26 protein-coding genes are annotated in these 25,623 nt (G+C 66.6%); 12 read left to right on the top strand and 14 right to left on the bottom strand.

The genetic code is table 11. The features are described 5' to 3' along the window. The first annotated feature begins 3 nt into the window (after positions 1–3). The 7 genes from dnaQ (at position 4) to ASE70_RS07535 (ending at position 3,918) form a co-directional block, all read left to right on the top strand. Positions 4–690: a DNA polymerase III subunit epsilon gene (gene dnaQ, locus ASE70_RS07565; protein ID WP_056503083.1), complete on the top strand. Its 687-nt coding sequence runs from the start codon at positions 4–6 to the stop codon at positions 688–690. Positions 691–748: 58 nt separating this feature from the next. Next, complete coding sequence (gene hpf, locus ASE70_RS07560) at positions 749–1,345, top strand: ribosome hibernation-promoting factor, HPF/YfiA family (RefSeq protein ID WP_055998798.1); 597 nt, start codon at positions 749–751, stop codon at positions 1,343–1,345. Between the two features lies 1 nt (position 1,346). Further along, a complete protein-coding gene (locus ASE70_RS07555; RefSeq protein ID WP_056503080.1) occupies positions 1,347–1,814 on the top strand; it encodes a PTS sugar transporter subunit IIA in 468 nt (155 codons plus the stop codon). Then, the gene (locus ASE70_RS07550) at positions 1,765–2,265 is read left to right on the top strand and encodes a PaaI family thioesterase (protein ID WP_082450842.1); all 501 of its coding nucleotides are present in this window, start codon (positions 1,765–1,767) and stop codon (positions 2,263–2,265) included. Before ASE70_RS07555 ends, ASE70_RS07550 begins: the two co-directional genes overlap by 50 nt. Then, positions 2,262–2,597 (top strand): DUF1491 family protein, encoded by a 336-nt coding sequence (locus ASE70_RS07545; RefSeq protein ID WP_056503073.1) that lies wholly within the window; start codon positions 2,262–2,264, stop codon positions 2,595–2,597. The genes ASE70_RS07550 and ASE70_RS07545 overlap by 4 nt, the downstream gene beginning before the upstream one ends. Positions 2,598–2,749: 152 nt before the next feature. Next, entirely contained in the window at positions 2,750–3,358 is a 609-nt protein-coding gene (locus ASE70_RS07540; protein WP_082450840.1) for a cell wall hydrolase, read from the top strand. A gap of 62 nt (positions 3,359–3,420) precedes the next feature. Further along, complete coding sequence (locus ASE70_RS07535; protein WP_056395745.1) at positions 3,421–3,918, top strand: MmcB family DNA repair protein; 498 nt, start codon at positions 3,421–3,423, stop codon at positions 3,916–3,918. Between the two features lie 80 nt (positions 3,919–3,998). Here ASE70_RS07535 and ASE70_RS07530 read toward each other — a convergent pair whose 3' ends face one another. The 6 genes from ASE70_RS07530 to ASE70_RS07505 form a co-directional block, all read right to left on the bottom strand. Beyond that, positions 3,999–4,760 (bottom strand): TIGR02186 family protein, encoded by a 762-nt coding sequence (locus tag ASE70_RS07530; RefSeq protein ID WP_056395742.1) that lies wholly within the window; start codon positions 4,758–4,760, stop codon positions 3,999–4,001. Further along, entirely contained in the window at positions 4,757–5,671 is a 915-nt protein-coding gene (locus ASE70_RS07525; RefSeq protein ID WP_056503069.1) for a sulfite exporter TauE/SafE family protein, read from the bottom strand. Before ASE70_RS07525 ends, ASE70_RS07530 begins: the two co-directional genes overlap by 4 nt. Before the next feature lie 137 nt (positions 5,672–5,808). Then, on the bottom strand, positions 5,809–6,795 hold the full coding sequence (locus ASE70_RS07520) for a hypothetical protein (RefSeq protein ID WP_156356083.1): 987 nt from the start codon (positions 6,793–6,795) through the stop codon (positions 5,809–5,811). Beyond that, complete coding sequence (locus tag ASE70_RS07515; RefSeq protein ID WP_056503061.1) at positions 6,792–8,171, bottom strand: glycosyl transferase family protein; 1,380 nt, start codon at positions 8,169–8,171, stop codon at positions 6,792–6,794. Before ASE70_RS07515 ends, ASE70_RS07520 begins: the two co-directional genes overlap by 4 nt. A 251-nt stretch (positions 8,172–8,422) precedes the next feature. After that, the gene (locus ASE70_RS07510) at positions 8,423–8,923 is read right to left on the bottom strand and encodes an RcnB family protein (RefSeq protein ID WP_056395730.1); all 501 of its coding nucleotides are present in this window, start codon (positions 8,921–8,923) and stop codon (positions 8,423–8,425) included. A 173-nt stretch (positions 8,924–9,096) separates the two neighbouring features. Further along, the gene (locus ASE70_RS07505; RefSeq protein ID WP_056395727.1) at positions 9,097–9,573 is read right to left on the bottom strand and encodes an outer membrane protein assembly factor BamE; all 477 of its coding nucleotides are present in this window, start codon (positions 9,571–9,573) and stop codon (positions 9,097–9,099) included. Positions 9,574–9,689: 116 nt separating this feature from the next. Here ASE70_RS07505 and ASE70_RS07500 point away from each other — a divergent pair, with 116 nt between their 5' ends. Both ASE70_RS07500 and ASE70_RS07495 read left to right on the top strand, forming a co-directional pair. After that, on the top strand, positions 9,690–10,202 hold the full coding sequence (locus tag ASE70_RS07500) for a ubiquinol-cytochrome C chaperone family protein (protein WP_056395724.1): 513 nt from the start codon (positions 9,690–9,692) through the stop codon (positions 10,200–10,202). Further along, a complete protein-coding gene (locus ASE70_RS07495) occupies positions 10,199–10,717 on the top strand; it encodes a YceD family protein (RefSeq protein ID WP_056503058.1) in 519 nt (172 codons plus the stop codon). Before ASE70_RS07500 ends, ASE70_RS07495 begins: the two co-directional genes overlap by 4 nt. Positions 10,718–10,985: 268 nt before the next feature. Here the strand turns inward: ASE70_RS07495 and ASE70_RS07490 are convergent, their stop codons facing one another. Further along, complete coding sequence (locus ASE70_RS07490; RefSeq protein ID WP_056503057.1) at positions 10,986–11,633, bottom strand: TetR/AcrR family transcriptional regulator; 648 nt, start codon at positions 11,631–11,633, stop codon at positions 10,986–10,988. Positions 11,634–11,748: 115 nt separating this feature from the next. Between ASE70_RS07490 and ASE70_RS07485 the strand changes: the two genes are divergently transcribed. Together ASE70_RS07485 and ASE70_RS07480 are read left to right on the top strand one after the other, a co-directional pair. Further along, positions 11,749–13,986: a TonB-dependent receptor gene (locus ASE70_RS07485; RefSeq protein WP_056503055.1), complete on the top strand. Its 2,238-nt coding sequence runs from the start codon at positions 11,749–11,751 to the stop codon at positions 13,984–13,986. Positions 13,987–14,132: 146 nt separating this feature from the next. Further along, the gene (locus ASE70_RS07480; RefSeq protein ID WP_235519666.1) at positions 14,133–15,359 is read left to right on the top strand and encodes a spinster family MFS transporter; all 1,227 of its coding nucleotides are present in this window, start codon (positions 14,133–14,135) and stop codon (positions 15,357–15,359) included. Positions 15,360–15,686: 327 nt separating this feature from the next. On the opposite strand, the gene ASE70_RS07475 is transcribed toward ASE70_RS07480, so the two are convergent. The 7 genes from ASE70_RS07475 to rpmI form a co-directional block, all read right to left on the bottom strand. Then, the gene (locus ASE70_RS07475) at positions 15,687–17,258 is read right to left on the bottom strand and encodes a peptide chain release factor 3 (RefSeq protein WP_056503050.1); all 1,572 of its coding nucleotides are present in this window, start codon (positions 17,256–17,258) and stop codon (positions 15,687–15,689) included. Positions 17,259–17,559: 301 nt separating this feature from the next. Continuing rightward, positions 17,560–18,429: an aldose 1-epimerase family protein gene (locus ASE70_RS07470; RefSeq protein WP_056503047.1), complete on the bottom strand. Its 870-nt coding sequence runs from the start codon at positions 18,427–18,429 to the stop codon at positions 17,560–17,562. Beyond that, the gene (pheT, locus tag ASE70_RS07465; RefSeq protein ID WP_056503044.1) at positions 18,426–20,789 is read right to left on the bottom strand and encodes a phenylalanine--tRNA ligase subunit beta; all 2,364 of its coding nucleotides are present in this window, start codon (positions 20,787–20,789) and stop codon (positions 18,426–18,428) included. Before pheT ends, ASE70_RS07470 begins: the two co-directional genes overlap by 4 nt. Next, a complete protein-coding gene (gene pheS, locus ASE70_RS07460) occupies positions 20,786–21,934 on the bottom strand; it encodes a phenylalanine--tRNA ligase subunit alpha (protein WP_200925608.1) in 1,149 nt (382 codons plus the stop codon). The genes pheT and pheS overlap by 4 nt, the downstream gene beginning before the upstream one ends. Before the next feature lie 54 nt (positions 21,935–21,988). Then, the gene (locus ASE70_RS07455) at positions 21,989–22,303 is read right to left on the bottom strand and encodes a GIY-YIG nuclease family protein (RefSeq protein ID WP_056503038.1); all 315 of its coding nucleotides are present in this window, start codon (positions 22,301–22,303) and stop codon (positions 21,989–21,991) included. A gap of 202 nt (positions 22,304–22,505) precedes the next feature. Further along, positions 22,506–22,877: a 50S ribosomal protein L20 gene (rplT, locus tag ASE70_RS07450; protein WP_055757215.1), complete on the bottom strand. Its 372-nt coding sequence runs from the start codon at positions 22,875–22,877 to the stop codon at positions 22,506–22,508. 13 nt (positions 22,878–22,890) lie between these two features. Next, entirely contained in the window at positions 22,891–23,094 is a 204-nt protein-coding gene (rpmI, locus tag ASE70_RS07445; RefSeq protein ID WP_055757212.1) for a 50S ribosomal protein L35, read from the bottom strand. Between the two features lie 157 nt (positions 23,095–23,251). On the opposite strand from rpmI, the gene ASE70_RS07440 reads away from it, so the two are divergent. Further along, complete coding sequence (locus tag ASE70_RS07440) at positions 23,252–25,372, top strand: AsmA family protein (protein WP_056503035.1); 2,121 nt, start codon at positions 23,252–23,254, stop codon at positions 25,370–25,372. Positions 25,373–25,623: the final 251 nt, after the last annotated feature.

The raw sequence follows: 25,623 nt of genomic DNA, 5'->3' as shown, positions 1-25,623 counted from the left end.
GCAATGCGCGAGATCGTGTTCGATACCGAAACCACCGGCTTCAAATTTTCGGAAGGCGACCGGCTGGTCGAAATCGGCTGCGTCGAACTGGTCAACCGGGTCGAGACGGGCAATGTCTATCATGCCTATTTCAACCCCGGCCGGTCGATGCCGAAGGAAGCGGAAGCGGTCCATGGCCTGTCCGATGCGTTCCTTGCCGACAAACCTGCCTTCCATACCGCGATCGACGATCTGTTGGCATTCATCGGCGACAGTCCGCTGATCGCGCACAATGCGACGTTCGATTTCAGCTTTCTGAACGGCGAACTGGGCGGGTGCGGACGCGATCCGATCTGCCTTTCCCGCATGGTCGATACGCTGGCGATGGCGCGCAGCCGCCATCCCGGGGCCAAGCATACGCTCGACGCGCTGTGCGTCCGCTTCGGCATCGACCGCAGCCGTCGCGTGCTGCACGGCGCATTGCTCGACGCCCAGTTGCTCGCACAGGTCTATGTCGAGCTGATGGGCGGTCGCCAGATCGGCTTCGGCCTCGATACGTCGCCGACGATCCTCGTCGAGACGGTCGGCATCACTACGCCGGCAACGGCGCGGCCGCCGCGGCATTTCGCGCCGAGTGCCGACGAACGTGCGGTTCACGCCGCCTTCGTCGCAACGTTGAAGGACCCGTTATGGGGCCAGTTGCCGACGTGAGGCGTTGACACTCCCCGCTTTCAGCGGCTCACACGATTTCACAATGACGGAGGATTACATGGACATCCGGGTTTCGGGGCACCAGGTCGACACTGGGGACGCACTGAAGGAGATGGTCCAGGAGCGTCTCCAGGGCATCGCCGACAAATATTTCCAGCGCGCGATTTCGGCGAACGCGACCTTCAGTAAGGGGCCGCACGATAACGGCTTCGTGTGCGACATCGTCTGCCACGTGACGCAGGGTCTCGTCCTGAAGGGGCATAATAGCGGACAGGAGGCGCAGGGTGCGTTCGTCGGTGCCGCCGACAAGATCGAAAAGCAGCTGCGCCGCTACACCCGCCGCCTCAAGGATCGCAACGCCGCACAGGTCGTCGCGATGAACGAGGCCGGCGGCTATGACAACGGTTTCGACAATGCCGGCTACACCGTCTTCGGCGGCGAGCAGGAGGAAGAGGAGGTGCCCGACGCCCCCCTCATCATTGCCGAAACCCGGGTCGACGTGCCCGATGCCAGCGTGTCCGACGCGGTAATGATGCTCGACCTGCGCAATACCAACGCGCTGCTGTTCAAGAATAGCGGCACGGGATCGTTCAACATGGTCTATCGCCGCCATGACGGCACGATCGGCTGGGTCGAGCCCAATCGCGCAGCCTGATTTGTACGATTTCCATGACCTTTTGACGCCCGAAACGGTGCTGGCGGATAGCTCTGCCGGCACCCGCAAGGCGTTATTTACCCACATCGCCTCCGTCGCCGCACCGGCGACGGGGATCGATGCGAAGCTGCTTGCCGATCGCATGGCCGATCGGGAGAAGCTGGGCACGACCGCCTTTGGCGGCGGCATCGCCATCCCGCATGTCCGGTTCGACCCGCCGGGCGCGGTGCGCGGCGTCTTCGTACGGCTGGCACGCCCGATCGATTTCAGCGCGGTCGACGAACTGCCGGTCGATCTGATTTTCGCATTATTCTCCCCGGCCGATGCCGGCGGTGACCATCTCAAGGCACTGGCCCGCGTCTCGCGCGCGCTGCGCGATGCGACGTTCCGGGCAAAACTGCGCGGGGCCGGTTCGGCCGATGCGCTCTACGCATTGTTGTCGGGTGTCGAGGCGCGTGACGCTGCCTGACACGCCCGCCGGCGAAGCGGCGCATTTCCGGGCGTTGGAGGCACTCTATGCCGTCGCGCCGATTAACCGCCTGTTCGATTCCCGGCTGGAGATCGTCGAGGCCGGCGTGGCCCGCATCCACTTCACCATCGACGAACGCCATTTCCATGCCGCCGGCGCGGCGCATGGCACGACCTATTTCAAGATGCTCGACGATGCGGCCTTTTATGCCGCCAACAGTCTGGTGACTGACCGCTTCCTGCTGACCACCGCGTTCAACCTGTTGCTGCAACGGCCGCTGGGGCCCGGACGGGTCGTTGCGGAAGGACGCTGGGTCAGCGGCAGGCGGCGCGTGTTCATCGCCGATGCGCATCTGATCGATGGTGAGGGTGAGGAGGCGGCGCGCGGTACCGGCACCTTCATGAAAAGCCGCATCCCGCTCGCCACCCTGCCCGGCTACGCGCAGGCATGAGCGACTGGCCGACGGCGCTCCGCGTCAACGCCTTTGCGCGCGCCGTGGAGAATGCCGGCGGCAGCGCGATGGTACTGGCCCGGGGCGATCGGGATTCCGGCGTCGTCCTGCTGCTCGCCATCGACCGCGACGGGACCGTCCGCCTGTTCGAGCGCGAACGCGATCTCGACGGGCGATCACGGATCGTCCAGCGCAAACCGGAGTTGGGGGGTGAAGCGGCGCTGACCAACTATTGGCAGGCACGTCGCATCCGCGACCCGGATCTATGGGTGGTCGAGGCGATCGTCGCAGCAGTCGAACCGTTGGCCGCTGAAACGCTGTGGACGAATTGACCTGTTAACCTTTGGGACCGTACCCGCCTTGCAACGAAGACAAGCGCCGGTCCGGTCAGGATTTCGATCGGTGGCGCAGTCGGGGGGCAGGCGCACAGGTTCCACGTGGAACGGGTTTGAAGTGCCGGTTCACCGCATGAAGCGGACGACGGATGAAGCTGCGCTTCCCCATGGCGGTTCTTGCCGCCATGACCTTTTTCGCCGGAACGGGCGCACCACTATCGGCCGAGGAAACCGCCTCGCCCGGACACGTCACCAACCTGTCGATCCCGGCAAAGGTTCCGGTGCATTTTGCCGCTCCCGCTGAAATCGTGCAAGAGATGGCACCCGCAACCGACACCGACGCCGATTTCTCGACGCTTGACGCCGCAGTCGCTGCGCAGACCGCCACGATCGACGACGCGGAACTCAACTGCCTCGCCATCGGCGTCTATTATGAGTCCAAGGGTGAACCACTCGCCGGCCAACTCGCCGTCGCCGACGTAATCCTCAACCGCACCACGTCGGGTCGTTTCCCGGCCTCGGTCTGCGGCGTCTTGACCCAGCGCGGCCAGTTTTCGTTCGTGAAGGGCGGCCGCCTGCCCGACGTCGACACCAGCCGCGCCGCATGGAAGACCGCCGTCGCCATCGCCCGCATCGCCACGCAGGATCTGTGGGACAGCCCGGCCGAAGGTGCCCTGTTCTTCCACGCCCGTCGGGTCAGCCCGAAATGGAGCCGCACCCGCGTCGCGTCGCTCGGGAACCACATCTTTTATCGCTGAATTGCCGGGACGATTACCGGAAGGTGCTTCCATCGTTCGCACAATGTTCTTATGATCGGCCGATGGCCAGTCTTGCCCTTGGTGCCCTGCCGCCCGCACCCGACCCCTATCCGCTGATCGCTGCCGAGGTTGCACGCGGCGTCACCCGCATGTTGCTGGCCCATGATCTGACCGCGATGGCCGAAGTCCCGCTGGATGGCGGACGTCGCGCCGACCTGATGGCGATCGATGCCCGCGGACAGATTGTCATCGTCGAGATCAAGGTTTCGCGCGCCGACCTGCTCGGTGACGGCAAATGGACCGACTATCTCGGCTCCTGCGACCGCTATTTCTGGGCGGTCCCGGCCGGTTTCGATGTCGCACCGCTGCGCGGCGAGGCGTTCCTGCCCGATCGCACCGGCATCATCGTCGCCGACCGCTACGAAGCGACGATCCTGCGCGAGGCATCGACGACCCCCCTGCCCGCCCATGTCCGCAAACGCTGCACCCTCGCCTTCGCCCGCCGCGCCGCGCGCCGCCTGATCGGTGCGATCGACCCGGACGCGATTCAGGGGTTCTAGTTTCACCATATCCGTCCAGTTCGAGCAGCTTCGAGCGCAGTCGAGAAGCGTCCGTTGAGAACGGCCAGTGGAGGAACGCGTCAAAACCGCCGCCACAGTGCTCCCGCCGCCCAGCCGAACCCGACCGACAGCAGCACCGCTGCCAGCCCGTACAGCACCGACGCCTGCTGCGCCGCCATCGCCACGAACCGCTCGAACCCCGATTTGCGGATATCGATCTCGCGCACGGCGGCGGCCAGCACGCGCCCGTCGCGGATCAGAAACGTTTCCGCCGTGAATGTCCCCACCGGCACCCGTGCCGGAATGGTGATGTTGGCGCGGTACAGCACGTCGTCGGTGATCTCGACCGCGTTCGGTGCCTCGACATACAGCCCGGCACGCTGCCGCACCGTCACGAACCCCTTGGCAAAGCGTGCCTGATCCTCGGCGGACGTGCCCGCGCTGGGCGATAACTGCAGGCTGTCGAGCCCCAGTTCGTAGATCGCCCGCGTCCGTTCGTCGACGATCCGCTCGATCGGGCGCGCCGATGCGATCGCGTAGAAGGATGGGGCGGAGCGATACCGCATCTGGTCGGCGTTGACCCAGATGCCGGCGACCTTTTCCTTTTCGCGCACCACGATCGATTCGGGGGGGCCCTTCACCACCACCACGACCTCGGCCGGGGTATCGCCCTGCGGCACCCGCCCGCCAGGATAGAGGATCGCGCCGAACAGCAGCAGTTCGGCCCCGGTAAAGCTGTACGCGATCCGCACGTCGCGGGTCGACACGTCGGGGACCAGCACCGGTGCCGCCGCCGCCATCGTCAGCGGGGCCAGCAGCGCCAGCGTCAGCGCGCGCTTCATACCGGTTGCACCGAAAAGATATCGTCGGGCCGCCACCCGAGCCCCAGCGCCATGCGAAACGCCACCGCCAGCACGATGATCGCCAGCGCGAGCCGCAGATATTCGGGCTTGGCCTTTTGCGCGAACCGCGCGCCGATCTGCGCACCGGTCACCGATCCGATCAGCAACAGCACCGCCAGCACGATATCGACCGCCTTGGTCGTCAGCGCATGGATCATCGTCGCCGCCGCGGTGACGAACAGGATCTGGAACAGCGACGTGCCGACCACCACCCGCGTCCCCATGCCGAGCAGATACAGCATCGCCGGCACGAGGATGAACCCGCCGCCGACCCCCAGCAGCACGGTCAGGATGCCGGTCGCGAACCCCAGCAGCAGCGGCGCGAACGGCGAGATATACAGCCCCGACGCATAGAATCGCCACCGCAGCGGCAGCGCCGCGACCAGCGGATGGTGGCGCCGCCGCGCCGGTCGGGGCGGAATCGCGCCACGCAGCACCCGTACCGCGACGATCGCCTCCTTGAGCATCAGCGCGCCGATCGACCCGAGCATCACCACGTACAGGATGGCGATGACGGTATCGATCTGCCCGCTCGATTGCAGCAGCCGGAAGATGCCCGCGCCCGCGATCGATCCCAGCACGCCGCCGGCGACCAACACCCATCCCATGCGGAAATCGACGCCGTCGCGCCGCAGATGCGCGAACACGCCCGACACGCTGGCCCCGGTCACCTGGCTGGCGGCCGACGCGGCGGCGACGGTCGGCGGAATGCCGTAGAAGATCAGCAGCGGCGTGGTCAGGAACCCGCCACCGACGCCGAACATCCCCGACAGGAACCCCACCCCGCCGCCCAGCAGGACGATGACCAGCGCATTGACCGACAGGTTGGCGATGGGAAGGTAGAGATCCATGGTCGCCCCGGTTACCGCGTTCGTGGCGCTTCGGCCAGCCAGACGCCTTAGACCCTGTCTGAAAACGCGCGGATGCGCGTTTTGCGGTACCGGTACCGCCTTGAAACTCGCTCTACCGCGAGTTTCCAAACGCGCCCTTAAAAGTCGCTGCCGAGCGTCAGGGCCAGCCCCGATCCCGGCGCGGCGCGTCCCGCCACGCGTTGCCGCCAGTCGAGCGACAGCCGCACCGCCTGCTTCGCCACCGGCAGTACGACGACCGCCGATGGCCCGACATCGACCCGCGCGCCTTCGCGTTGCGCCACGCCCCAGCTGCCGACGCCGATCCGCAACCGCCCCGATCCAACCCGGTACAGCGCGCGCGCCGCGCCATCGGCGTAGGGCTGCGTCCCCGCGCGCAGGACGACACCTGCCTGGCCGTAGCCTTCGATGACGATCCGCTCGCCGATCATGCGGTCGAGTCCGGCGATCACCCCCAGCCCGGTGCCGCTCGCGCCGCGATCGAGCGCGACCCGCCGTTCGGCGACGATCGCCACCGGCCCCCCGCCCGGCCGCCATTCGACGCCGAGTACCGCTTCGCTCCCCTGCCCTGCCAGCGGCGCGGCGACACGCCCGACGACCGCAAGCCGATCGTTCGGGGCAACCGGCAGCCGCAGCCGCACCCCGGCCTGTCCGCCGCCCAGTTGCACCGGTCCGCCCGTCGCCGACCCGCCGCGCACCGCCAGCCACGCGCTACCGGTCAGTCCCGGCCGGACAACTGTCGGCGGCAGATCGGGTCGCGGCAGGATAAGAGGGTCCGAAACCGCATTACCGGGCAATGCGACCGCTGCTGCGACCGGCGAGACCAACGCGAAATCCACCCGGCCGAGCGGCGCGGCGGCGACCATGGTGCGACCCGGCTGTGGATGAAACCGGGGATAAAGGGACTCGGAGACCTGTGGATAACTCGTGGGGAACCCCTGCACAGTCGTCACCGGTGCCGCCACGACGCGGGGCACCCCCAGCACCGCCGCTCCCCGTGTCACCGACTCCACCGCATCGGGCAGCAACAGCACCACCCGCATACCGATCCAACCGGCGGTGACGACCGCCAGAAATCGCACCGGTCGCCCCCGCCCCGGTGTCATCGGGCGGCCAGATCGGTTGGAAAATGATGCGCGGTCTTGTCCCAGCGGACCGGCTGCCCGCGCAGCAGCGCGGCATAGCGGACCATCGCCCGCCGCGCCGCGAACAGCGCGACGAAATTGCCGACGAAGACGCGCGGAATCGACCGCAGCGCCTCGCCCCGGCCATAGGCGCGCCGCACCATTTCGAACCGGACCGCCATCCGCCACCCGAACAGCGCGACATTGGCGAACAACACCCACAACATGCCCGTTTCGACCGACGCCGGTTCGCTGCCGCGCCACCAATGCAGCGCTTTGTCGATGCCCCATGTCACCAGCGCGATATAGGCGATCGCCAATACCGGGATCGCGAGGATGGTGCGCCGGTCGCGCATCCGCATCCAGTGATCGCGCCATCCGCGATGCCAGCCGGTACGGTCCCATTCCGCCAGCGCGATCCCGGTCATCCAGCGCGCCTTCTGCCGGATCGCGGTGCCAAGCGTCGCCGGAAAATAGGCCCGCACCGCGACCGGTGGCCCGTCCGGCGTTTCGAGCGCGCGGACGAACACCCCCCGCCCGCCCAGTGCGCGCACGGTCAGGCCCAGCTCGTAATCCTCGGTCAGGCTGGCATCGTCGAACGGGACCCCACCGCGCGATTCGGCGATCCGCGCCAGCATCGCGATCGAGATCGCGCAGCCGACCCCGGCGAACGGCAATCCCGCGCCCAGCGCATCGCGCACCGGCAATTGCCGGCCATGCGATTCGGCGAATTCGTCGATATAATGGCCCGATACCCAGCGCGATGCCGGATCGGGCAGCGGCAGCACCGGGATCTGCACCGCATCGGCGCGGCGCAGCAGATGATCGTACAGCCGCAGCTCGCCGGGATGCACCACATCCTCCGCATCGTGCAGGACGATCGCGGTGAACGCCCTGCCCTCCGCCGCGCTATCGGCCAGCACCGCCCGCCACAGCGCGTTGAGGCAATCGGCCTTAGTGGTCGGGCCGGGATGCGGGTTCAGGACCAGCCGGACGCGCGCGTCCTGTGCCGCCACCGCCGTGATCGCATCGATCGTCGCCCGGTCGTTGGGATAGGCACCGGCATAGAGCCGCCAGTCGGGATGCTCGAATCGGCCGAGCGTCGCGCGCAGCATCGCGCCGATGACCGCCGCCTCGTCCCATGCCGGCACCAGCACCGCGATCCGCCCGCAACAGGTCGCGACCGGGAAATCGGCCATGACCGGCACACCCGATCGACGCCACCGCATCCGGATCGCCCGCACGATATAGGCGAGGTCGACCGCCAGATCGTCGATCCCGCCGATCATAAATCCGATCGCGGCAAACAACATGGTTTCGCGCGCGATCCCGTCGATCCACGCGATCGCCGCGTCCATGACAGCCCCCGATATGCCCCGGCCGCGACGCTAGTCGGCGGCGTGGCGGATCGGCAAGCGGGCTCAGACTAAGGCATGAGTGGGATGGTCAACTATTTGTGCACTGCAATTGAACCCTTGCGAGTCCCGGACGTTCGCAAAAACGGTCCTAAATCCCCTTTCGGGACTGGTGCCCCTGCGCACCGGCCGCGCCGAGCGTACCGACGGCGCGGCCGAACCGCGGGCCGGGCATAAGGCCCAGCCCGTTGTTTTTACCGATAGAAATTACGGACTACGTCGATTACCCGCCCACGCCGGGCATCGACCAGCACGACGTCGTCATAGTGACGGACCCAGCGCTGATACCCGCGCGCGGGCGGCAGGCGATAACGGCCGGGATCGTTCACCCAATAACGCTGTCCATAAAAGGGACGCCCGATCGCCGCGCCGGGGCGAAATGCCTGATAGCGGAACGGCGCGTTCCAGTTGCCGCGCGCATATGACCGGCGATGTGCGCCGTGCCCCGCGTCGCGCCGCCATTGCCGCTCGCGCAGCGTCTGGCGATAATCGGCACGGGCGCGTTCCAGATCGCGGCGCTCGTCGCGAATGTCGCGGCGGTCGCCATGGCGCAACGCCTGTCGATATTCGTGCCGGGCATCCTGATAGTCGGCCCGGTCGCGCCGCAATTCGCGCGTCGATTGTGCAGCGGCTGGTGCTGCCATGGTCGGTACGGCGACCGTCGCGGCCAGCACGGCCAGAATCATCTTACGCATATACGCTCTCCCGTCATCGGTTGATGACGACGGGATGGGCGATTCGCGCTGAACGATCGGCGAATGCGGTTGTCAGCGTTCCGAAAGGCTTGGGCGGAAGCGATCGTCCACGCCCCGTACCGTCATCCCCGCCTGCGCGGGGATCAGGAAGAGAGCAACTCGGCCTTCAGCCCTTATTGCTGGCCCGGTCCCGGCCCACCCGTGCCCGGCGCACCGACCGTGCCGATATTGCCGAACAGGTCGCTGAAGAAGTTCGATTCTCGGCCCAGCGTCGGCGTCTTCTTGTCCGACGGGCTGATGCCGACGACCTGATCGACGCCGGTCCGGTCGATCTTGGACACGTTGCCGGCCTGATCGAAGGTGATCTTCAACGTCGTCTGGTCGACGGCGCGCGGGCGGTTGAACGCCAGATTGCGGCTATCGCGCGACAGATAGAACCATTCGCGGTCCGAAAACTGCCCGACGAAGGTCGGCGTGCCCAGCGTCTGCAACACCGACTGGCGGGTATCGACGCCCGGCTGCACCGCGTTGACCAGATCGGGATCGATGACATAGCCCTGATGGCTGCGCAGCTTCGTGCAGCCTCCCAGGCCCGCCGCGGCACAGGCGATCATCAGCGCCACTGCGCCACGGGTGGGGAAGCGAACCATAAAATCTCCGTCCAGCGAACGCGCGACCGGGCCACACCCGATTGCATCGCGCGGCCACGCGTTCAATATGACGGACCCGCGCCATCCACAAGCGCGCCCTTGCCTTCCGGAGAACCATGCGTCTGCCTCGCCTGTTCCGTCGTGCGCCGCCCCCGCGGGTCGCCGCCTCCCTGTACGACGCGGTCGTCGCGCGCGGGCGGCAACCTGCATGGTATCTCGACGGACAGGTGCCCGACACGCTCGACGGGCGGTTCGACATGATCGCCGCCATCCTGTCGATGGTCATGCTCCGGCTGGAGGGCGAGGGGGCAGGGGCCGCACCCGCCGCGTCGCTCGCCGAATGTTTCGTCGACGACATGGATGGACAGCTTCGCCAGATCGGCTTTGGCGACATGGTCGTCGGCAAGCATATTGGGCGGATGATGGCGATGCTCGGCGGGCGGATCGGCGCGTATCGCGACGGGCTGGTCGACGGAACGTTCGAATCGGCGCTGGTCCGCAACCTCTATCGCGGTGTCGAACCCGATGCCCATGCGCTCGTATATGTCGCCGCGCATCTGCGGCGGCTGCGCGCCGCGCTCGACGCCGTGTCCGTCGACGATCTTCTTGCCGGAAAGCTGCCCGAATGACCCCCGAATTCCACCGCCCCGTCCGCATCGACCAGATCGGCGAGGGCGAAACCCGCCAGCATATCACCGCCGATGCCGACGAACGTCGCCGGCTGATGGGGCGATTCGGCCTGCTCGCGCTCGATTCGCTGGAGGCAGACTATAGCCTGCACCGCGATGCCGCCGGCATCGTCGCCACCGGCCGTCTGAAGGCGCAGGTCGCGCAGCCCTGCGTCGCCAGCGGCGAACCGGTCCCCGAATCGGTCGACGAACCCTTTACCCTGCGCTTCCTGCCCGAAGGCAGCGTCGATGGCGGTGAGTTCGAGCTCGACGACGAAGCGATGGACACGATGTTCTATGCCGGCGCGTCGATCGATCTGGGCGAGGCGGCGGCCGAAACGCTGGCACTGGCGCTCGATCCGTACCCGCGCAGCCCCCGTGCCGAGGAAGTGTTACGCACGGCCGGCGTGCTGAAGGAGGAAGAGGCGGGGCCGTTGCCGGCGCTGGGTGCGCTGAAGGATCTGCTAAAGAAATAGGGGCGGGAAGGGCGCGAAGGAAAAATTTCGCGCAGAGACGCGGAGCCGCAGAGAGCGAGCCTCCCGTCACCCCGGGCTCGACCCGGGGTCCCGCTTCTTCTTTCAGCGGGCAGTGAAAGAAGCGGGGCCCCGGATCAGGTCCGGGGCGACGACGTTGCGCCCGAAGCGCTCGAAAACAGCCGCCACGCCAGCGTCCACATCGCGAAACAAGGCCACCCGGCCCACCCAAAGCAAAACCCTCCGCGCCTCCGCGCCTCCGCGCGAACCCCTAATCTTCCTTCGCGCCCTTCGAGCCGTCGCGCGAATCAACCATCCCCCGCGCCAGCAACGAAGCAATCGCGTCCGCCACCGCCTCCGGCGTCCGATCCTCGTCCCACACCCCGTAGCGTAGCCCCAGAAACACGTTCATGCCCATGATCGCCCAGGCATGGACCTCCGACACGTCCGCCGACACCTCGCCCCGACCCGCCGCCGCGCGCAGCCGGGCGGCGATCCGGTCCGCCGTCGTCGAATAATGAAGCCGAAAGCTGGCCGGATCGACGAACTCGGCTTCGTCGATGATGCGGTAGATTTCCTTGTGCGCGCGAACGAAGCGGATGAATTCCAGCAACCTGGCCCGCTCCGCCGCGATCTGCCCATCGGCCTGCGCGATCGCCGGTGCGACATGATCGCGCACCTGTGACGACATATCGGCGACCAACGCACGGAACACCGCGTCCTTCGAATCGAAATAGGTGTAGAAACTGCCGAGCGCCACGCCGGCCCGCCGCGTGATCGCGCTGATCGATCCTTCGTGAAATCCCTTTTCCCCGAATTCGGCGGCGGCGGCGTCGAGGATCGCGCGGCGGGTGCGGCGGCCGCGTTCGGTGCGCGGCGTCTTGTCGTCGCCGCCGCTGCTCGCGCCCGTGTCGGCCATAAAACATGCTCTCCCGGTCCGGGGAAAAGTTGAAACCCGGTTCAGCTTTCAGTATAGCCAAGCACAACGACGTACAACCCGGCCAACGGGTGGCGTCCATGACAGGGAGAGGTCGATGCGTCGCACGTTCGGAATCCGCGCGGGTTTGTTGCTGGGGGCGGCGCTGGTCGCATCGCCGGGACTGGCGCAAACCACCGAAACGCCACCCGAAACCCCTGCCGAATCGGCATCGGTGGTCGCGGATCAGGGCGATGGCGACATCGTCGTCACCGCCCGCCGTCGTGCCGAAAGCGTCATCGACGTGCCCATCGCCATGTCGGTGGTGACCGGCGACCAGCTGACCCGCAGCGGCGCGGTCGACATCACCGCGTTGCAGGACAAGACGCCCAATCTGACGCTGCAGATCGCGCGCGGGTCGAACTCGACGCTGATCGCGTTCAGCCGCGGCGTCGGGCAGCAGGACCCGCTCTGGGGCTTCGAACCGGGCGTCGGCCTCTATCTCGACGATGTCTATGTCGCCCGGCCGCAGGGCGCGGTGCTCGACATCTTCGACGTGGAGCGGGTCGAGGTGCTGCGCGGGCCGCAGGGCACGCTCTATGGCCGCAACACCATCGGCGGTGCGATCAAATATGTGACCCGGCGGCTGGGTCACGACTTCGCCGGTACCGCGCGCGCCTCCTATGGCGCGTACAACCAGCTCGACCTGGTCGGGCAGGTGACGGTGCCGATCGGCGATACGCTGTCGATCGGTGGCGCGGTCGCGCGGTACAAGCGCGACGGGTACGGCCGCAACCTGACCACCGGTGCCGACCAATATGACAAGGATGTGCTGGCCGCGCGCGTCTCGGCCGAATGGACGCCGAGCGACAGCATCTTCGTGCGCGTCGCCGGCGACCGGACGCTCGACTGGTCGAACCCGCGCCACGGCACCCGGCTGCTGGGGAACGGCACCGATCCGCGCTATGCGCCGACCGCCAGCGTGTACGACACCCGTGCCGGGGTCGGCGATCGCAACCGGGTGGTGGCGCAGGGGCTGTCGCTGACCGGCGAGTTCCGGCTGTCCGACCTGCTCACCTTCAAATCGATCAGCGCCTACCGCGAAGGGGCGACCAACACCGTCATCGATTTCGACAATACCGCGCTGCCGACGCTCGACGTGCCCGCCGAATATGACGACTGGCAATTCACCCAGGAACTGCAACTGCTGATCGAGGGGGAGCGGGTGCAGGGCGTGGTCGGCCTCTATTACCTGAACGCCGACGCGTCGGGCGCGTTCGACACCGTGCTCGGCGGCCTCAACCTGACCACGCTGACCTCGGGGCAGGTCAGGACCAAGAGCTATGCCGCGTTCGGCGACGTCAGCTACGACCTGACCGACCGGCTGAAAATCTCGGCGGGCCTGCGCTATACCAGGGACGACAAGACCGGCACGGTCTTCCGCCGCAACTATACCGGCATCCGCAGCCCGGCGTTCGGCGATGCCGCCGCGGTGCCGGGGCTGATCCGCACCGATTACACCAACGACCGCAGTTTCGACCAGTTCACCCCGCGCGTCTCGATCGCGTACGAACCGCGGCAGGACCTGAACCTGTATGCGTCGTGGGGCAGGGGGTTCAAATCGGGCGGGTTCGACATGCGCGGCGACGCGGTGTTCACCCCGACCACCGTCAATGGCTATGACCCCGAAAAGATCACCAGCTACGAAGTCGGCATGAAGGGCGCGTTCCTCGAACGCACCCTGTTCCTCAACATGGCCGGCTATTATTCGCGCTACACCGACCAGCAGGTCACGATTCAGGTGCCCAATGTGAATGGCGGCATCGCCAGCTTCGTCGACAATGCCGGCAAGGCGGATATCTATGGGCTGGAGATCGAGGGGCGGATGGTCCCGTCGCGCAATTTCTCGGCTCAGGTGTCGTTCGGCTATACCAATGCCGATTATAAGCAGTTCCTGACCTTTATCGGCGGCGGCACCACGCCGGTCGATGTGTCGAACCAGCGCGTATTTCAGAATACGCCCGAATTCACCGCCGCCGCATCGTTCACCGCCTCGACCGACCTTGCCGGTGGTTCGCTGTCGGTGACGCCCGAAGTCACGCTGCGCAGCGATTACGCGCTGTTCGAAATCCCGACCCCCGCGCTCGATCAGGACGGCTATGCGCTGGTCAACGCCTCTGCCAACTGGATTTCGGGCGGGGGCAGCTACCGGGTCGGCGTCGCGCTGCGCAACCTGACCGATCAGCGTTACCGGGTCGGGGGGTATAATTTTCCCGGCGCGCTCTTCGGCAATTCGATCATCGGCTATTACGGCCCGCCACGGACGGCGACCGCAACGTTCGAGGTCCGCTTCTAACTCCTCCCCGCTTCGCGGGGAGGGGGACCAGCGAAGCTGGTGGAGGGGGCTGTCCCCAATCGCAACGCTGGTGGAGGTGGCGACCCCCCTCCACCATGCTACGCATGGTCCCCCTCCCCGTGCCGGGGAGGAATTTGAGTAACCGCATGAAAAATCCCCGCATCACCCTCGCCATGTTGCTGCTGGTCTACAGCTTCAACTTCCTCGACCGGCAGATTCTCGCGATTCTCGCCCAACCGGTGCAGCGCGACCTCGGCCTCGACGACGGGCAGATGGGGATGCTCGGCGGCCTCGCCTTCGCCGCGCTCTATTCGACGCTCGCGATTCCGTTGGCGCTGATCGCCGACCGCACCAGCCGCACATGGATCATCACGATCAGCCTCACCGTGTGGAGCGCCTTCACCATCCTGTGCGGCACGGCGCAGAATTTCACGCAGATGTTCCTGTTCCGGCTGGGCGTCGGGGTGGGGGAGGCGGGGGGCGTCGCCCCGTCCTATGCGCTGATCGCCGACACCTTTCCCCCCGAACGCCGTGCCCGTGCGCTCGCCATCTATTCGCTCGGCATTCCGCTGGGCGCGGCGGGCGGCGTCCTGCTCGGCGGCTATATCGCGCAGGCGGTCGAATGGCGCACCGCCTTCTACGCGGTCGGGCTGGCGGGCATCGTCATCGCGCCGTTCTTTCGCCTGTTGGTGAAGGACCCGCCGCGCGCCGCCGTCGCCGTCGATCACATGCCGGTCGGCCGAGTCTTCGGCATTCTCGCGCGCAAACCCAGTTTCTGGCTGCTCGCCTTCGGCGCGGCGGCGGGGTCGATGTGCGGCTATGGCGTCGGCTTCTGGATGCCCAGCCTGATGATGCGCAGCTTCGGCCTCAATCTGGTCCAGACCGGCCAGTTCTTCGGCGCGCTGCTTTTGAGCGGCGGGGTGGCGGGCATCCTGATCGGCGGCTGGCTCGGCGACCGGCTGGGGGCGCGGGACAGGCGCTGGTACGCGCTGATGCCCGCGCTGTGCTACACGCTCGGCACGCCGCTGTTCATCGCCGGGGTGCTGTCGAACGGCTGGCTCGCGGCGTTCGCCCTGTTCGTGGTGCCGCAGGCGCTGGTCTATGTCTGGCTTGGGCCCGTGCTGACCGCCGTCCAGCATCTCGTGCCCTCGCATATGCGCGCGACCGCATCGGCCAGTTTCCTGCTCATCAACAATCTGATCGGCATCGGCCTTGGCAGCTGGGTCGTGGGGCAGCTGTCGAAGGGGCTGGCCCCGACCTACGGCACCGAATCGCTGCGCTACGCCATCGCTGCGGCGCTGTGCCTGTATCTGGTCGCGGGTGCGCTGATGGCGCTCGCGAGCCGTCGTTTGGAGCGTGACTGGGTCGCGTGACCCGGTCGCAGGAAGAAGGGTAGATTTCGCGCAGAGGCGCAGAGGCGCAGAGCACCTCCCCACCCGTCACCCCGGGATCGACCCGGGGTCCCGCTTCTTTCTTCTTCGTCCGGGCAAAGGAAGAAGCGGGGCCCCGGATCAAGTCCGGGGCGACGAGGGTGGTCGGGGTGGAGGCCTTTACGATTCGCTCCGCCAGCGGCGCGTATCGAACGTTCGGCTTGTGGAGCGCAGCCGGTCCTCACGACCACAACGTCCTCCGCGCCTCTGCGCCTCTGCGCGAACCAATTCCTTCTTTTTCGCGCCCTTCGCGCCTTCGCGAGAAACCCTCTACCGCTCCCGCGTCGCCGCGAACGTCACCTTCGAATAGCGATCGGCGATATACCCGACCTCCCACGCACTCTTCGCCAGAAACACCGGGTTCCCGTCGCGATCCTTCGCCATCGCGCTCCGGTGCAGATCGGTGAACGCTTTCAAATCCACCGGATCGCCCGCCGAAATCCAGCGCGCCGTCTCGAACGGCGCCATTTCCAGCCCCGCCGCGACCTTGTATTCGACCTCCAGCCGGCTCAGCAGCACTTCCAACTGCAACTGCCCGACCACGCCGATGACCCAGTTCGACCCGATATCGGGATAGAAGACCTGCGTGACGCCTTCCTCGGCCATGTCGTCCAAGGCTTTGCGCAACTGCTTGGTCTTGGTCGGGTCCTTCAGCACCACGCGCCGCAGGATTTCCGGCGCGAAGTTCGGCAGCCCGGTGAAGCGCACGTCAGCCCGCTCCGACAGCGTATCGCCGACCCGAAGCGTCCCGTGGTTGGGGATACCGATGATGTCGCCCGGATAGGCCTCGTCGGCCAGTTCGCGTTCGCGCGCGAAGAACAGGATCGGCGAATGGATCGCGATCGGCTTGCCATGGCCGGTCGGGGTCAGTTTCATGCCGCGTTTGAAAATGCCCGAACACAGCCGCATGAACGCGATCCGGTCGCGGTGATTGGGGTCCATGTTCGCCTGCACCTTGAACACGAATCCCGTCACGCGGTCGTCGGTCGGATCGACCGGGGCGGGTTCGGCGGGCTGCGGGCGGGGCGGGGGGGCGTGGCGCGCGATCGCGTCGATCAGCGAATCGACGCCGAACTCCTTCAATGCCGACCCGAAATAGACCGGGGTCAGGTCGCCCGCGCGATACGCCCCGACGTCGAAGCTGGCATAGCCGCCGGTCGCCAGTTCGGCCTCTTCGCGCAGCCGCTCGGCCCCTTCCGGGGACAGCACCGTATCGATGCGATCGTCGTCCAGCCCGGTGAACTGTTCGACCTTGCCCTGAAAATCCTTGGTCCCGACCTCGGGCTGCAACAGCCGATTGTCGACCAGGTCGTAGATGCCCTCGAACTGGCCGCCCATGCCCGCCGGCCATGTCATGGGACACACGTCCAATTGCAGCATGTCGGCGACTTCATCGAGCAGCGCGAACGGATCGCGCCCTTCGCGATCGACCTTGTTGACGAAGGTGATGATCGGCACGCTGCGCAGCCGGCATACTTCGAACAGCTTGCGCGTCTGCGGCTCGATGCCCTTCGCCGCGTCGATCACCATCACCGCCGAATCGACCGCGGTCAGCGTGCGATAGGTGTCTTCGCTGAAATCCTCATGGCCCGGCGTGTCGAGCAGGTTGAAGGTCAGGCCGTTGCGTTCGAACGTCATCACCGACGACGTGACCGAAATCCCGCGCTGCTGCTCGATCTTCATCCAGTCCGACCGCGCCCGCCGCGCGGCCCCGCGTGCCTTGACCTCGCCCGCCAAATGGATCGCACCGCCGAACAGCAGCAGCTTTTCGGTCAGCGTGGTCTTGCCGGCGTCGGGGTGGGAAATGATCGCAAAGGTGCGGCGATCGGAAATATGGTCCATCGCCGGCCTTTAGTGTGGGGCGGGGGAGGCGGCAAGTTTGGCTTCGTGCGAGGGGGGAAGAGGAAGGCGGGTTCACGCGAAGGCGCGAAGGAAGAAACAAGGCAGATTTCGCGCAGAGGCGCAGAGGCGCAGAGAGGTTGCGTTTGCAGCGACCGGGTGCGTCCGGCAGACCCTTTATTCGCTGCAACGGGCAAGAAAGCCGCTGTCGCGGCGAAGCCTCACCGCGGACGCGACCCCTCTGCGCCTCCGCGCCTCTGCGCGAAATCTACCTTCCTAGCGTCCTCGCGCCTTCGCGTGAAAATCAACCTTCCAACGTCACCGACATCGCCGCCCGATGCGACTGCCCCGGCGAGACCCGGTTGATCCCCGGCTTGTCGAAGATATCGCCCGCAAACCCCTCCGGGTCGGCAATCCCGTCCCACGGCTCGATACACACGAAGCTGGCACCCGGCTTCGTCCAGATGCCCAGCTTCGGCATCCCCGGAAAATCGACCCGCAACTGCGGACCGTCCTCGGCCCCATACCGCACCCAACTGCTTCGAACCGGATCGAAAACCAGCGCATCGCGCGCGAACAGATCGTCGGTCAGCGTCAACACCCGGTCCACGACCGGATCGGGCCGCCGCTCCGCCGCGATCGTGCCATTATCGGCAATCGCGGCGACCGTGCCAACTTCGGCATTCGAAAATACCATCCGATGGTCCGCGCGGGGCCGCCCGTACGGCAGCGGCCATGCGAATGCCGGATGAAAGCCGATGCTCGCCGGCAGGTCGCGGTCGCCGCTATTGGTCACCGTCACCTCGGTATGGAGCGTCGCCCCCTCCAGCCGATGTTCCACGTGGAGCATGAACGCGAACGGATAGACGGCGCGCGTCTCTTCATCGTCGGTCAGCTCGAACCGCACGAATGTGTCGCTATGTGCAACCTTCGTAAACTTCCGCCGCCGCGCAAAGCCGTGCTTGGCCATCGGATAGGTCGTTCCGTCGACGCGATATTCATCGCCCTGCACCGCGCCGATGATCGGGAACAGAATAGGCGCATGGCCGGTCCAGTACGCCGGATCGGCATTGGTCATCAGCTCGCGGCCTTGCCGGTCCTTGATCGAATGCAGTTCGGCCCCCAGCGGTTCGACCGCCACGGTCAGCGTGCCATTGGTCAGAATCACGGTCATGCGCGCAGGCTCCCGCCGATCTTGGTCGCCGCAGCGACGATCTTGTCCGAAATCGCCTTCAACTCCGCATCGGTGAAGCTCTTCGCCCCCGGCTGCAACGTCACCTCGATGGCAAGGCTCTTGTGCCCCGGCTCGACGCCAGCGCCTGCGAACACGTCGAACAGCCGCGCATCGACGATCGCCGCCTTGTCCGCGCCGCGCACCGCCCGCACCAGCTGGTCGCCGGTCACACTGTCGGCCACCACGAACGCGAAGTCGCGCGTCACCGCCTGCAACGCCGGTGGCGCATAGGCCGAGCGCATCGCGCCGCCACCGCGCTTGGCCGGCAGCGCGTCGAGATACAGCTCGCCCGCGACCGTCCCCGCGGGCAGGTCGAACGCCTTGGCGATGGTCGGATGCAGCACGCCGAAGCTCGCTAGCACCGTCTTCGGCCCCAGCCGAAGCGTCGCCGATTGTCCGGGATGATAGACGTCGCCCGGCGCGTCCATCACCTGCAGATTGCCGACCGGCGCACCCGCCGCTTCCAGCAGCGCCAGCAACTCACCCTTGGCATCGAACGCGTCGAAACCCTGCGCCTTGCCGCCGCGCCAGCCACGCGGGGCACGCTCGCCCGCGAACACGATGCCCAGCGTCATCCGCTCGGCATCGGCCAGATAGCGCCGGCCGATCTCGAACAGCTTCACGCTCGACTGGCCGCGCTTCAGGTTGCGACCCGCCGCACTCAGCAGACCGGGCAACAGCGACGGCCGCATGATCCGCATGTCGTTGGCGATCGGATTGACGACCTCCCACGCGCCGCCGCCGAACGGTGCGGCCTCGTCCTCGGCAATGAAGCTCCACGTAATCGCCTCGGCCAGCCCGCGCGCGGCGGCTGCACGCCGGATGCGACGCTCCAGCTTCTGCTCGGGGGTCGCGGTCGGCACCGCCACGCCTGCGGGCCGATCGAGCGGCGTCGAGGGGACCTTGTCGAGCCCTTCGATCCGGATCACTTCCTCGACCAGATCGGCGGTCCCGTCGATATCGCGCCGCCACGACGGCACGGTCACCTGCCAGCCGTCACCGACCGTGAAGCCCAGCCGTTCGAGAATCTCGCGCTGCCGGTCCTCGGCCACATCCAGCCCGCCCAGCGTCGCCACCCGCTGCGGTTGATGCGTGATGGTGCGCGGCGCGACCGGCGGCGATCCCGCCTTCGTCACGCCGCTGGCGGTCCCGCCGCACAGTTGCAGCACATAATCGGTCGCGATGGCCAGCCCGTCGTCGAGGAACGCCGGATCGACCCCGCGTTCGAACCGCGTCCGCGCATCGCTGGTCAGCGCCAGTTTCTGCCCCGTCCGCGCGATCGCCTCGGGGGTGAAATACGCGCATTCGATCAGCACGTCGGTGGTCGTCGCCGACACGCCCGAATGCTCGCCGCCCATGATCCCGCCGATATCGTGCACCGCTGAATCGTCGGCGATTACCGTCTCGCCGCCGGCCAGCGTGTACGACTTGCCGTTGAGCGCCACGACGCTCTCGCCGGCAACCGCCTGCCGCGCGACCAGCCCGCCGTTCAGCTTGGTCAGATCATAGACGTGCAGCGGCCGCCCCAGATCGAACATCACATAATTGGTAATGTCGACCAGCGTCGAGATCGGCTTCTGCCCGATCGCGTTCAGCCGCTTGCGCATCCAGTCGGGCGATTCGCCATTGGTGAGGCCGCGCACCGCCTGCGCATAGAAAGCCGGACAGCCATCGGCGTCCTCGACCCGCACGTCGGGGCCGTTACCCTCGCCCGCGACCGCCGGCACCGCCAGCGGCCTCAACGTGCCATAGCCCGCCGCCGCCAGATCGCGTGCAATCCCGCGCACCCCCATGCAATCCTGTCGGTTCGGGGTGATGCTGACGTCGATGACCGGGTCGTCCAGTCCGGCATAGGCGGGGAAGGGGGTGCCGACCGGCGCATCGTCCGGCAGTTCGATGATCCCGTCATGATCCTCGCCCAGTTCCAACTCGCGGGTCGAACACATCATGCCGTTCGATTCGACGCCGCGGATCGCCGCGACCTTCAGCACCATGCCGTTGGCCGGCACCGTCGCGCCCGGCATCCCGAACACGCCGACCAGTCCCGCGCGGGCATTGGGCGCGCCGCATACGACCTGCAACGGGCCGTCGCCGGCATCAACCGACAGCACCTGCAACTTGTCCGCCTGCGGATGCCGCTCGGCACTCAACACACGCGCAACGCGGAACGCGGCGAGCTTCTCGCCCGGATTCTCGACGCCCTCGACCTCCAGCCCGATCCGGGTCAGCCCATCGAGGATCGTGTCGAGCGAAGCTTCGGTGTCGAGATGCTGCTTCAGCCAGCCAAAGGTGAACTTCATGCCGTCACTCCCCCCGACAGCGTGGGCACGTCCAGCGCCGAGAATCCATAATGTTTCAGCCAGCGCAGATCGCCGTCAAAGAACGGACGCAGGTCGTCCATGCCGTATTTCAGCATCGCCAGCCGGTCGACGCCGGTGCCGAACGCGAAACCCTGCCACTCGTTCGGGTCCAGCCCGCACGCCTCAATGACTTTCGGGTGGACCATGCCGCTGCCCAGCACTTCCATCCAGCCACCATTGCCCTTGGCCGGATCACCACCGACGACGCGCCGGCCCTTTTCCAGCGTGTAGCCGATATCGACCTCCGCCGACGGTTCGGTGAACGGGAAATAGCTGGGCCGCAGCCGCAGCACGATGTCGTCGCGCTCGAAATAGGCTTTCAGGAACGTCTCCAGCGTCCATTTGAGATGCCCCATATGGATGCCGCGATCGATCACCAGCCCTTCGATCTGGTGGAACATCGGCGTGTGGGTGGCATCCGAATCGCTGCGATAGACCCGGCCCGGCGCGATGATGCGGATCGGGGGTTGCTGTGCCATCATCGTGCGGATCTGGACCGGACTCGTATGCGTTCTCAGAACGTAGCGTTCGGGCGCGCCGGTGGCGGAGCCACCGTCGTCGGACGCTGCTTGGGCAGCGCCGGCCGCGCTCGCGGTTTCCTCGCCCTGCGGGCTTCGGCGCTGCGCGTAGAACGTGTCATGCATCGCTCGCGCCGGATGCGTCTCCGGGATATTGAGCGCGGTGAAGTTGTGCCAGTCGTCCTCGATCTCGGGACCCGTCGCGACCGCGAAGCCCAGATCGGCAAAAATCTCGGCTAGTTCGTCCATGACCTGCGCGACCGGATGCACCCCGCCCGCCGCAGGCCGGTCGACCGGAAGCGTCAGGTCGACGCGCTCGCTCGCCAGCCTGGCGGCCAGCGCCCGCGCTTCCAGATCGGCCTTGCGCGCGCCGATCGCATGCGTCACCGCCTCGCGCAGGGCGTGGATGCCGGGCGCCACGGTCTGGCGTTCCTCGGGCGACAGGGCACCGAGTGTCTTGAGCAGGCCGGTGATCGCCCCCTGCTTGCCCAGCGCATGCACCCGCACCGCCTCCAGCGCATCGATCCCTGCGGAAGCATCGATGGCGGCGAGCAGGTCGGCACGCATTTGGTCGAGATCGGGGGTCACGGTCGCTCCGGGTGTCGGGATAGGCGACCGGCTTTATTGCGGAACGGCGACGAAGCCTAGCCCCGTGGCGAGGTCGGACCAGTGGGGGTTGGTAGTTTCGATCAGCGTGAGCTTCCAGTTATGCTGCCATTCCTTGATCCGCTTTTCCCGCTGGATGGCGGTTTCCATGGTTTCGTGCCGTTCGAACCAGACGAGACGGTGGCAGTTGTTCCGCCGGGAGAAACCGTTGAACGTACCGGCCCGGTGTTGATAGACGTGCTGGATCAGGTCGCTGGTAACGCCGGTGTAGAGGGTGCCGTGCCGTCCGCTGGCGACGATATAGACGCAGGGTTCGCGGACGGATTTCACGAACGTTACACTAACCCAACCGTCATCCCGACGAAAGTCGGGATCCATGGACGGGGTGCGGCTAACGGATCGCGCCATCGCTGGCGTCGCGTATCCATGGATCCCGGCCTCCGCCGGGATGACGAGGTTTGCACCAAACAAAAAAACGCCGGCGGGTTACCCCACCGGCGTCTTTCATCCCGCAAACCGGAACCGCAGCGTGTTACGCGGCGGCCTGTTCCGGCAGGGCGGCCTTCGCCTGCGCGACAATCGCCTTGAAGGCGGCTTCCTCGTGCATCGCGATATCGGCCAGGACCTTTCGGTCCAGTTCGATCCCCGCCAGTTTGCAGCCGTGCATGAACTGCGAATAGGTGATGCCTTCCGCCCGGACACCGGCGTTGATACGCTGGATCCACAGGCCGCGGAACGTGCGCTTCTTAACCTTGCGGTCGCGATAGGCGTACTGGCCGGCCTTTTCGACGGCCTGGCGCGCGATGCGGATGGTGTTCTTGCGACGGCCATAATAGCCCTTCGCCTGATCCAAAATCCGCTTGTGCTTCGCCTTGGTGGTCGTGCCGCGTTTGATGCGTGCCATTGCTCAGTACTCCTTAACGAAGGCCGTAGGGCGCCCACGCCTTGACACGGGCGGTGTCGGCGTCGGCCAGGACCGAAGTCCCGCGATTCTGGCGGATATACTTCGCGTTGTGCGAGATCAGGCGGTGGCGCTTGCCTGCGACACCGTGCTTGATCTTGCCGGTGGCGGTGAGCTTGAAGCGCTTCTTGACGCCGCTCTTGGTCTTGAGCTTGGGCATTTTGGTCTCCTCAAAAATCACGACGTGCGGATTGCCGCGGCAGCCCCAGATGGCCGGGCGAATCCCTTCGGAGTCGTGGAAAGAGCGCGCCCCTAACCCGGATAGGGGCCGAACGCAACCACCGGAACTCGTTACGCACCCGAACGGTTGAGGAGCGATGGCCGAAGTTTCCCCGACTGCCGGCGCATCCGACGCCCCCCGCCGCCGCCGCGACTGGCGGCGTATCGCGCTGCGGACGGTCGTCGGGATCGTCGGCGCGCTGTTTCTCGCCTGGCTCATCCTGTTCGTGACCAAGGGCCGGTTCCTGAAGGGGACGTTCGAACGGATCGCAACGTCAGGCAGCGGCCGCACGGTCCGGGTCGCCGGCGATTTCCAGTTCTATTTCAACCCCGTCGACCTGAAGTTCCTTGCCGAAGGATTGTCGGTATCGAACCCCGACTGGGCGGGCGGCGGCAATCTGTTCGAGGCGAAGAAGCTCGACAGTTCGACCGCAACGCTGACCTTCCTGTTCGGGCGGCGGCGGGTCAACTGGCTCGAGCTCGACGGCGCGCGTGCCGACCTGCACTGGGACGCCGCGCGCAAGCGCAACACCTGGACCTTCGGCGATCCGGACAAGCCGGGCAAGAAGCTCGATTTGCCGATCGTCCGCGCGGGCACGTTCCGCGATACGCGCATCCGCTACCGTGACCCGCAATTCCTGCTCGACGGCAATTTCACGCTCGACACGGTCGAAACCAGCGACGCGCAATTCGCCGGGGCGATCCGTGCGGCGGGGCAGGGGACGGTGCGCGGTCGTCCGTTCCGGCTGACCGGCCAGTTGCAGTCGCCCGACGCGACGATCCGTGGGGGACAGAATCGACTGACCGCACGGATCGAAGTGGCGCGTTCGGTCACGATCCTTGCTGGCACCTTGCCGGGGCCGACCGAGCTCGACGGATCGAACCTTGCCGTCCGTCTGCGCGGGCGCAACCTGTCGGACGTGTTCGCGGTGCTGGGCATCGTCACGCCCGATACCCGTACCTATCGCCTGACCGGGCGGATGACCAAGGACGGTGCCGACTGGAAGTTCATGCGGCTGCGCGGGCGGTTCGGCGACAGCGATCTGGCCGGCAGCCTGACCGTCACCCAGCGCGAACCGCGCCTGCTGCTGACCGCCGACCTGACCTCGCGCACGCTCGACATCGTCGATATGTCGGCGTTCGTCGGCTACGACCTCGAACGCGTCGAGGCACAGGGCGCTGCGGGCGTGATCCAGCGCGAGGGCGGGGCCCCGCGCCTGCTCCCCGATGCAAAGCTCAATGTCGAGGCGCTGCGTAATTTTGATGCGAAGGTCCATTACAAGGTCGCCACCGTCCGCGCCCGCAGCCTGCCGGTGTCCGACGTCAACCTGACACTCGATCTGAACGACCGCCTGCTGAAGCTGTCACCGCTGACCTTTGTGATGGCGCGCGGCAATGTCGCGTCGGACGTGGTGATCGACGCCCGCCGCCGTCCGGCCGTCACCGATTACGACATACGCCTGTCGCCGACGCCAATGGGCCGGTTGCTGGCCGGCTGGGGCGTCGAGGAGGCGGGAACGTCGGGCACGGTCAAGGCGCGGGTGAAACTGACCGGCTCCGGAGACACCGTGCAGGAGTCGCTGGCTACGTCGAATGGGCGGATCGCGATCATCCTGCCCGGCGGCAGCTTCTGGACGCGCAACGTGCAGTTGTCGGAACTCGACCTCGGCACCTTCGCGCAGAAGATGTTCGAGGGCCGGTTAAAGGAGCCGGTCCGGATCAATTGTGGGCTGATCGGCTTTACCGTGCGCGGCGGCGTCGCGGCGGCGGACCCGATCCTGATCGATACGCAGAAGAACGTGATGATCGGGCGCGGCGGTTTCAGCTTCTGCAACGAATCGATCGATCTGGCCTTCCGCGCCGATTCCAAACGCTTCTCGTTTCTGGCGGGCCAGTCGCCGGTCGGCATCGGCGGCTATTTCGCGCAGCCGCGCTATTCGGTCATCAGCCCCGAATTGCTCGGACGCGCCGGTGCGGGCCTCGGCCTCGCACTGGTGGCGACGCCGCTTGCCGGCGTGCTGGCGTTCGTCGATCCGGGCGATGCGAAGGGCGCGGCCTGCGGCCCGATCCTCGCCGGCGCGACGGCGCGGGCGCAGCGGACCAAGGATGGTGAGGTGCGGGATGACGTGGGGCGGGGGACGACCGCCAAGGCCGAGGACGGCCGCTCGAACCGCGGCGAGCGCAAGGAACAGCGGAAGAAGTTTCTCGGGATTTTCTGAGAAAAAAGAATGGGGTTCACGCGGAGCCGCGGAGGCGCGGAGAAGAAGTAGCAGATGGATTTTCGCGCGAAGGCGCAAAGGGCGCAGAGAGGGAGTGTCTGCCGCAACAGCGGCTCTCCAACTTGACCGCGACGAGCGAAGGGCTTCGCCGGAGCGGCAGCGGTCGTCCCGGACGTAAGCCCTTTGCGTCCTTTGCGCCTTCGCGCGAACAACCCTTCTACTTCTCCTCCGCGTCTCCGCGCCTCCGCGTG

Source organism: Sphingomonas sp. Leaf22 (assembly GCF_001421715.1).
GTDB lineage: Bacteria > Pseudomonadota > Alphaproteobacteria > Sphingomonadales > Sphingomonadaceae > Sphingomonas.
Note: the sequence above shows the minus strand (reverse complement) of the source record. Positions and strands in the feature narration are given on the sequence as shown.

Excerpts from the sequence above, each read along its gene's own strand:
- dnaQ (WP_056503083.1), top strand. The coding sequence starts at position 4 with ATGCGCGAGATCGTGTTCGATACCGAAACCACCGGCTTCAAATTTTCG.
- ASE70_RS07485 (WP_056503055.1), top strand. The coding sequence starts at position 11,749 with ATGCGTCGCACGTTCGGAATCCGCGCGGGTTTGTTGCTGGGGGCGGCG.
- ASE70_RS07475 (WP_056503050.1), bottom strand. The coding sequence starts at position 17,258 with ATGGACCATATTTCCGATCGCCGCACCTTTGCGATCATTTCCCACCCC.
- ASE70_RS07490 (WP_056503057.1), bottom strand. The coding sequence starts at position 11,633 with ATGGCCGACACGGGCGCGAGCAGCGGCGGCGACGACAAGACGCCGCGC.
- ASE70_RS07515 (WP_056503061.1), bottom strand. The coding sequence starts at position 8,171 with ATGGACGCGGCGATCGCGTGGATCGACGGGATCGCGCGCGAAACCATG.
- ASE70_RS07500 (WP_056395724.1), top strand. The coding sequence starts at position 9,690 with ATGCGTCTGCCTCGCCTGTTCCGTCGTGCGCCGCCCCCGCGGGTCGCC.
- pheT (WP_056503044.1), bottom strand. The coding sequence starts at position 20,789 with ATGAAGTTCACCTTTGGCTGGCTGAAGCAGCATCTCGACACCGAAGCT.
- ASE70_RS07440 (WP_056503035.1), top strand. The coding sequence starts at position 23,252 with ATGGCCGAAGTTTCCCCGACTGCCGGCGCATCCGACGCCCCCCGCCGC.
- ASE70_RS07510 (WP_056395730.1), bottom strand. The coding sequence starts at position 8,923 with ATGCGTAAGATGATTCTGGCCGTGCTGGCCGCGACGGTCGCCGTACCG.
- rpmI (WP_055757212.1), bottom strand. The coding sequence starts at position 23,094 with ATGCCCAAGCTCAAGACCAAGAGCGGCGTCAAGAAGCGCTTCAAGCTC.
- ASE70_RS07505 (WP_056395727.1), bottom strand. The coding sequence starts at position 9,573 with ATGGTTCGCTTCCCCACCCGTGGCGCAGTGGCGCTGATGATCGCCTGT.
- ASE70_RS07480 (WP_235519666.1), top strand. The coding sequence starts at position 14,133 with ATGAAAAATCCCCGCATCACCCTCGCCATGTTGCTGCTGGTCTACAGC.
- ASE70_RS07535 (WP_056395745.1), top strand. The coding sequence starts at position 3,421 with ATGGCCAGTCTTGCCCTTGGTGCCCTGCCGCCCGCACCCGACCCCTAT.
- ASE70_RS07545 (WP_056503073.1), top strand. The coding sequence starts at position 2,262 with ATGAGCGACTGGCCGACGGCGCTCCGCGTCAACGCCTTTGCGCGCGCC.
- ASE70_RS07495 (WP_056503058.1), top strand. The coding sequence starts at position 10,199 with ATGACCCCCGAATTCCACCGCCCCGTCCGCATCGACCAGATCGGCGAG.
- hpf (WP_055998798.1), top strand. The coding sequence starts at position 749 with ATGGACATCCGGGTTTCGGGGCACCAGGTCGACACTGGGGACGCACTG.
- ASE70_RS07470 (WP_056503047.1), bottom strand. The coding sequence starts at position 18,429 with ATGACCGTGATTCTGACCAATGGCACGCTGACCGTGGCGGTCGAACCG.
- ASE70_RS07550 (WP_082450842.1), top strand. The coding sequence starts at position 1,765 with ATGCGCTCTACGCATTGTTGTCGGGTGTCGAGGCGCGTGACGCTGCCT.
- ASE70_RS07520 (WP_156356083.1), bottom strand. The coding sequence starts at position 6,795 with ATGACACCGGGGCGGGGGCGACCGGTGCGATTTCTGGCGGTCGTCACC.
- rplT (WP_055757215.1), bottom strand. The coding sequence starts at position 22,877 with ATGGCACGCATCAAACGCGGCACGACCACCAAGGCGAAGCACAAGCGG.
- ASE70_RS07525 (WP_056503069.1), bottom strand. The coding sequence starts at position 5,671 with ATGGATCTCTACCTTCCCATCGCCAACCTGTCGGTCAATGCGCTGGTC.
- pheS (WP_200925608.1), bottom strand. The coding sequence starts at position 21,934 with ATGCGTGCCGACCTGCTCGCCGCCATCGATGCTTCCGCAGGGATCGAT.
- ASE70_RS07540 (WP_082450840.1), top strand. The coding sequence starts at position 2,750 with ATGAAGCTGCGCTTCCCCATGGCGGTTCTTGCCGCCATGACCTTTTTC.
- ASE70_RS07530 (WP_056395742.1), bottom strand. The coding sequence starts at position 4,760 with ATGAAGCGCGCGCTGACGCTGGCGCTGCTGGCCCCGCTGACGATGGCG.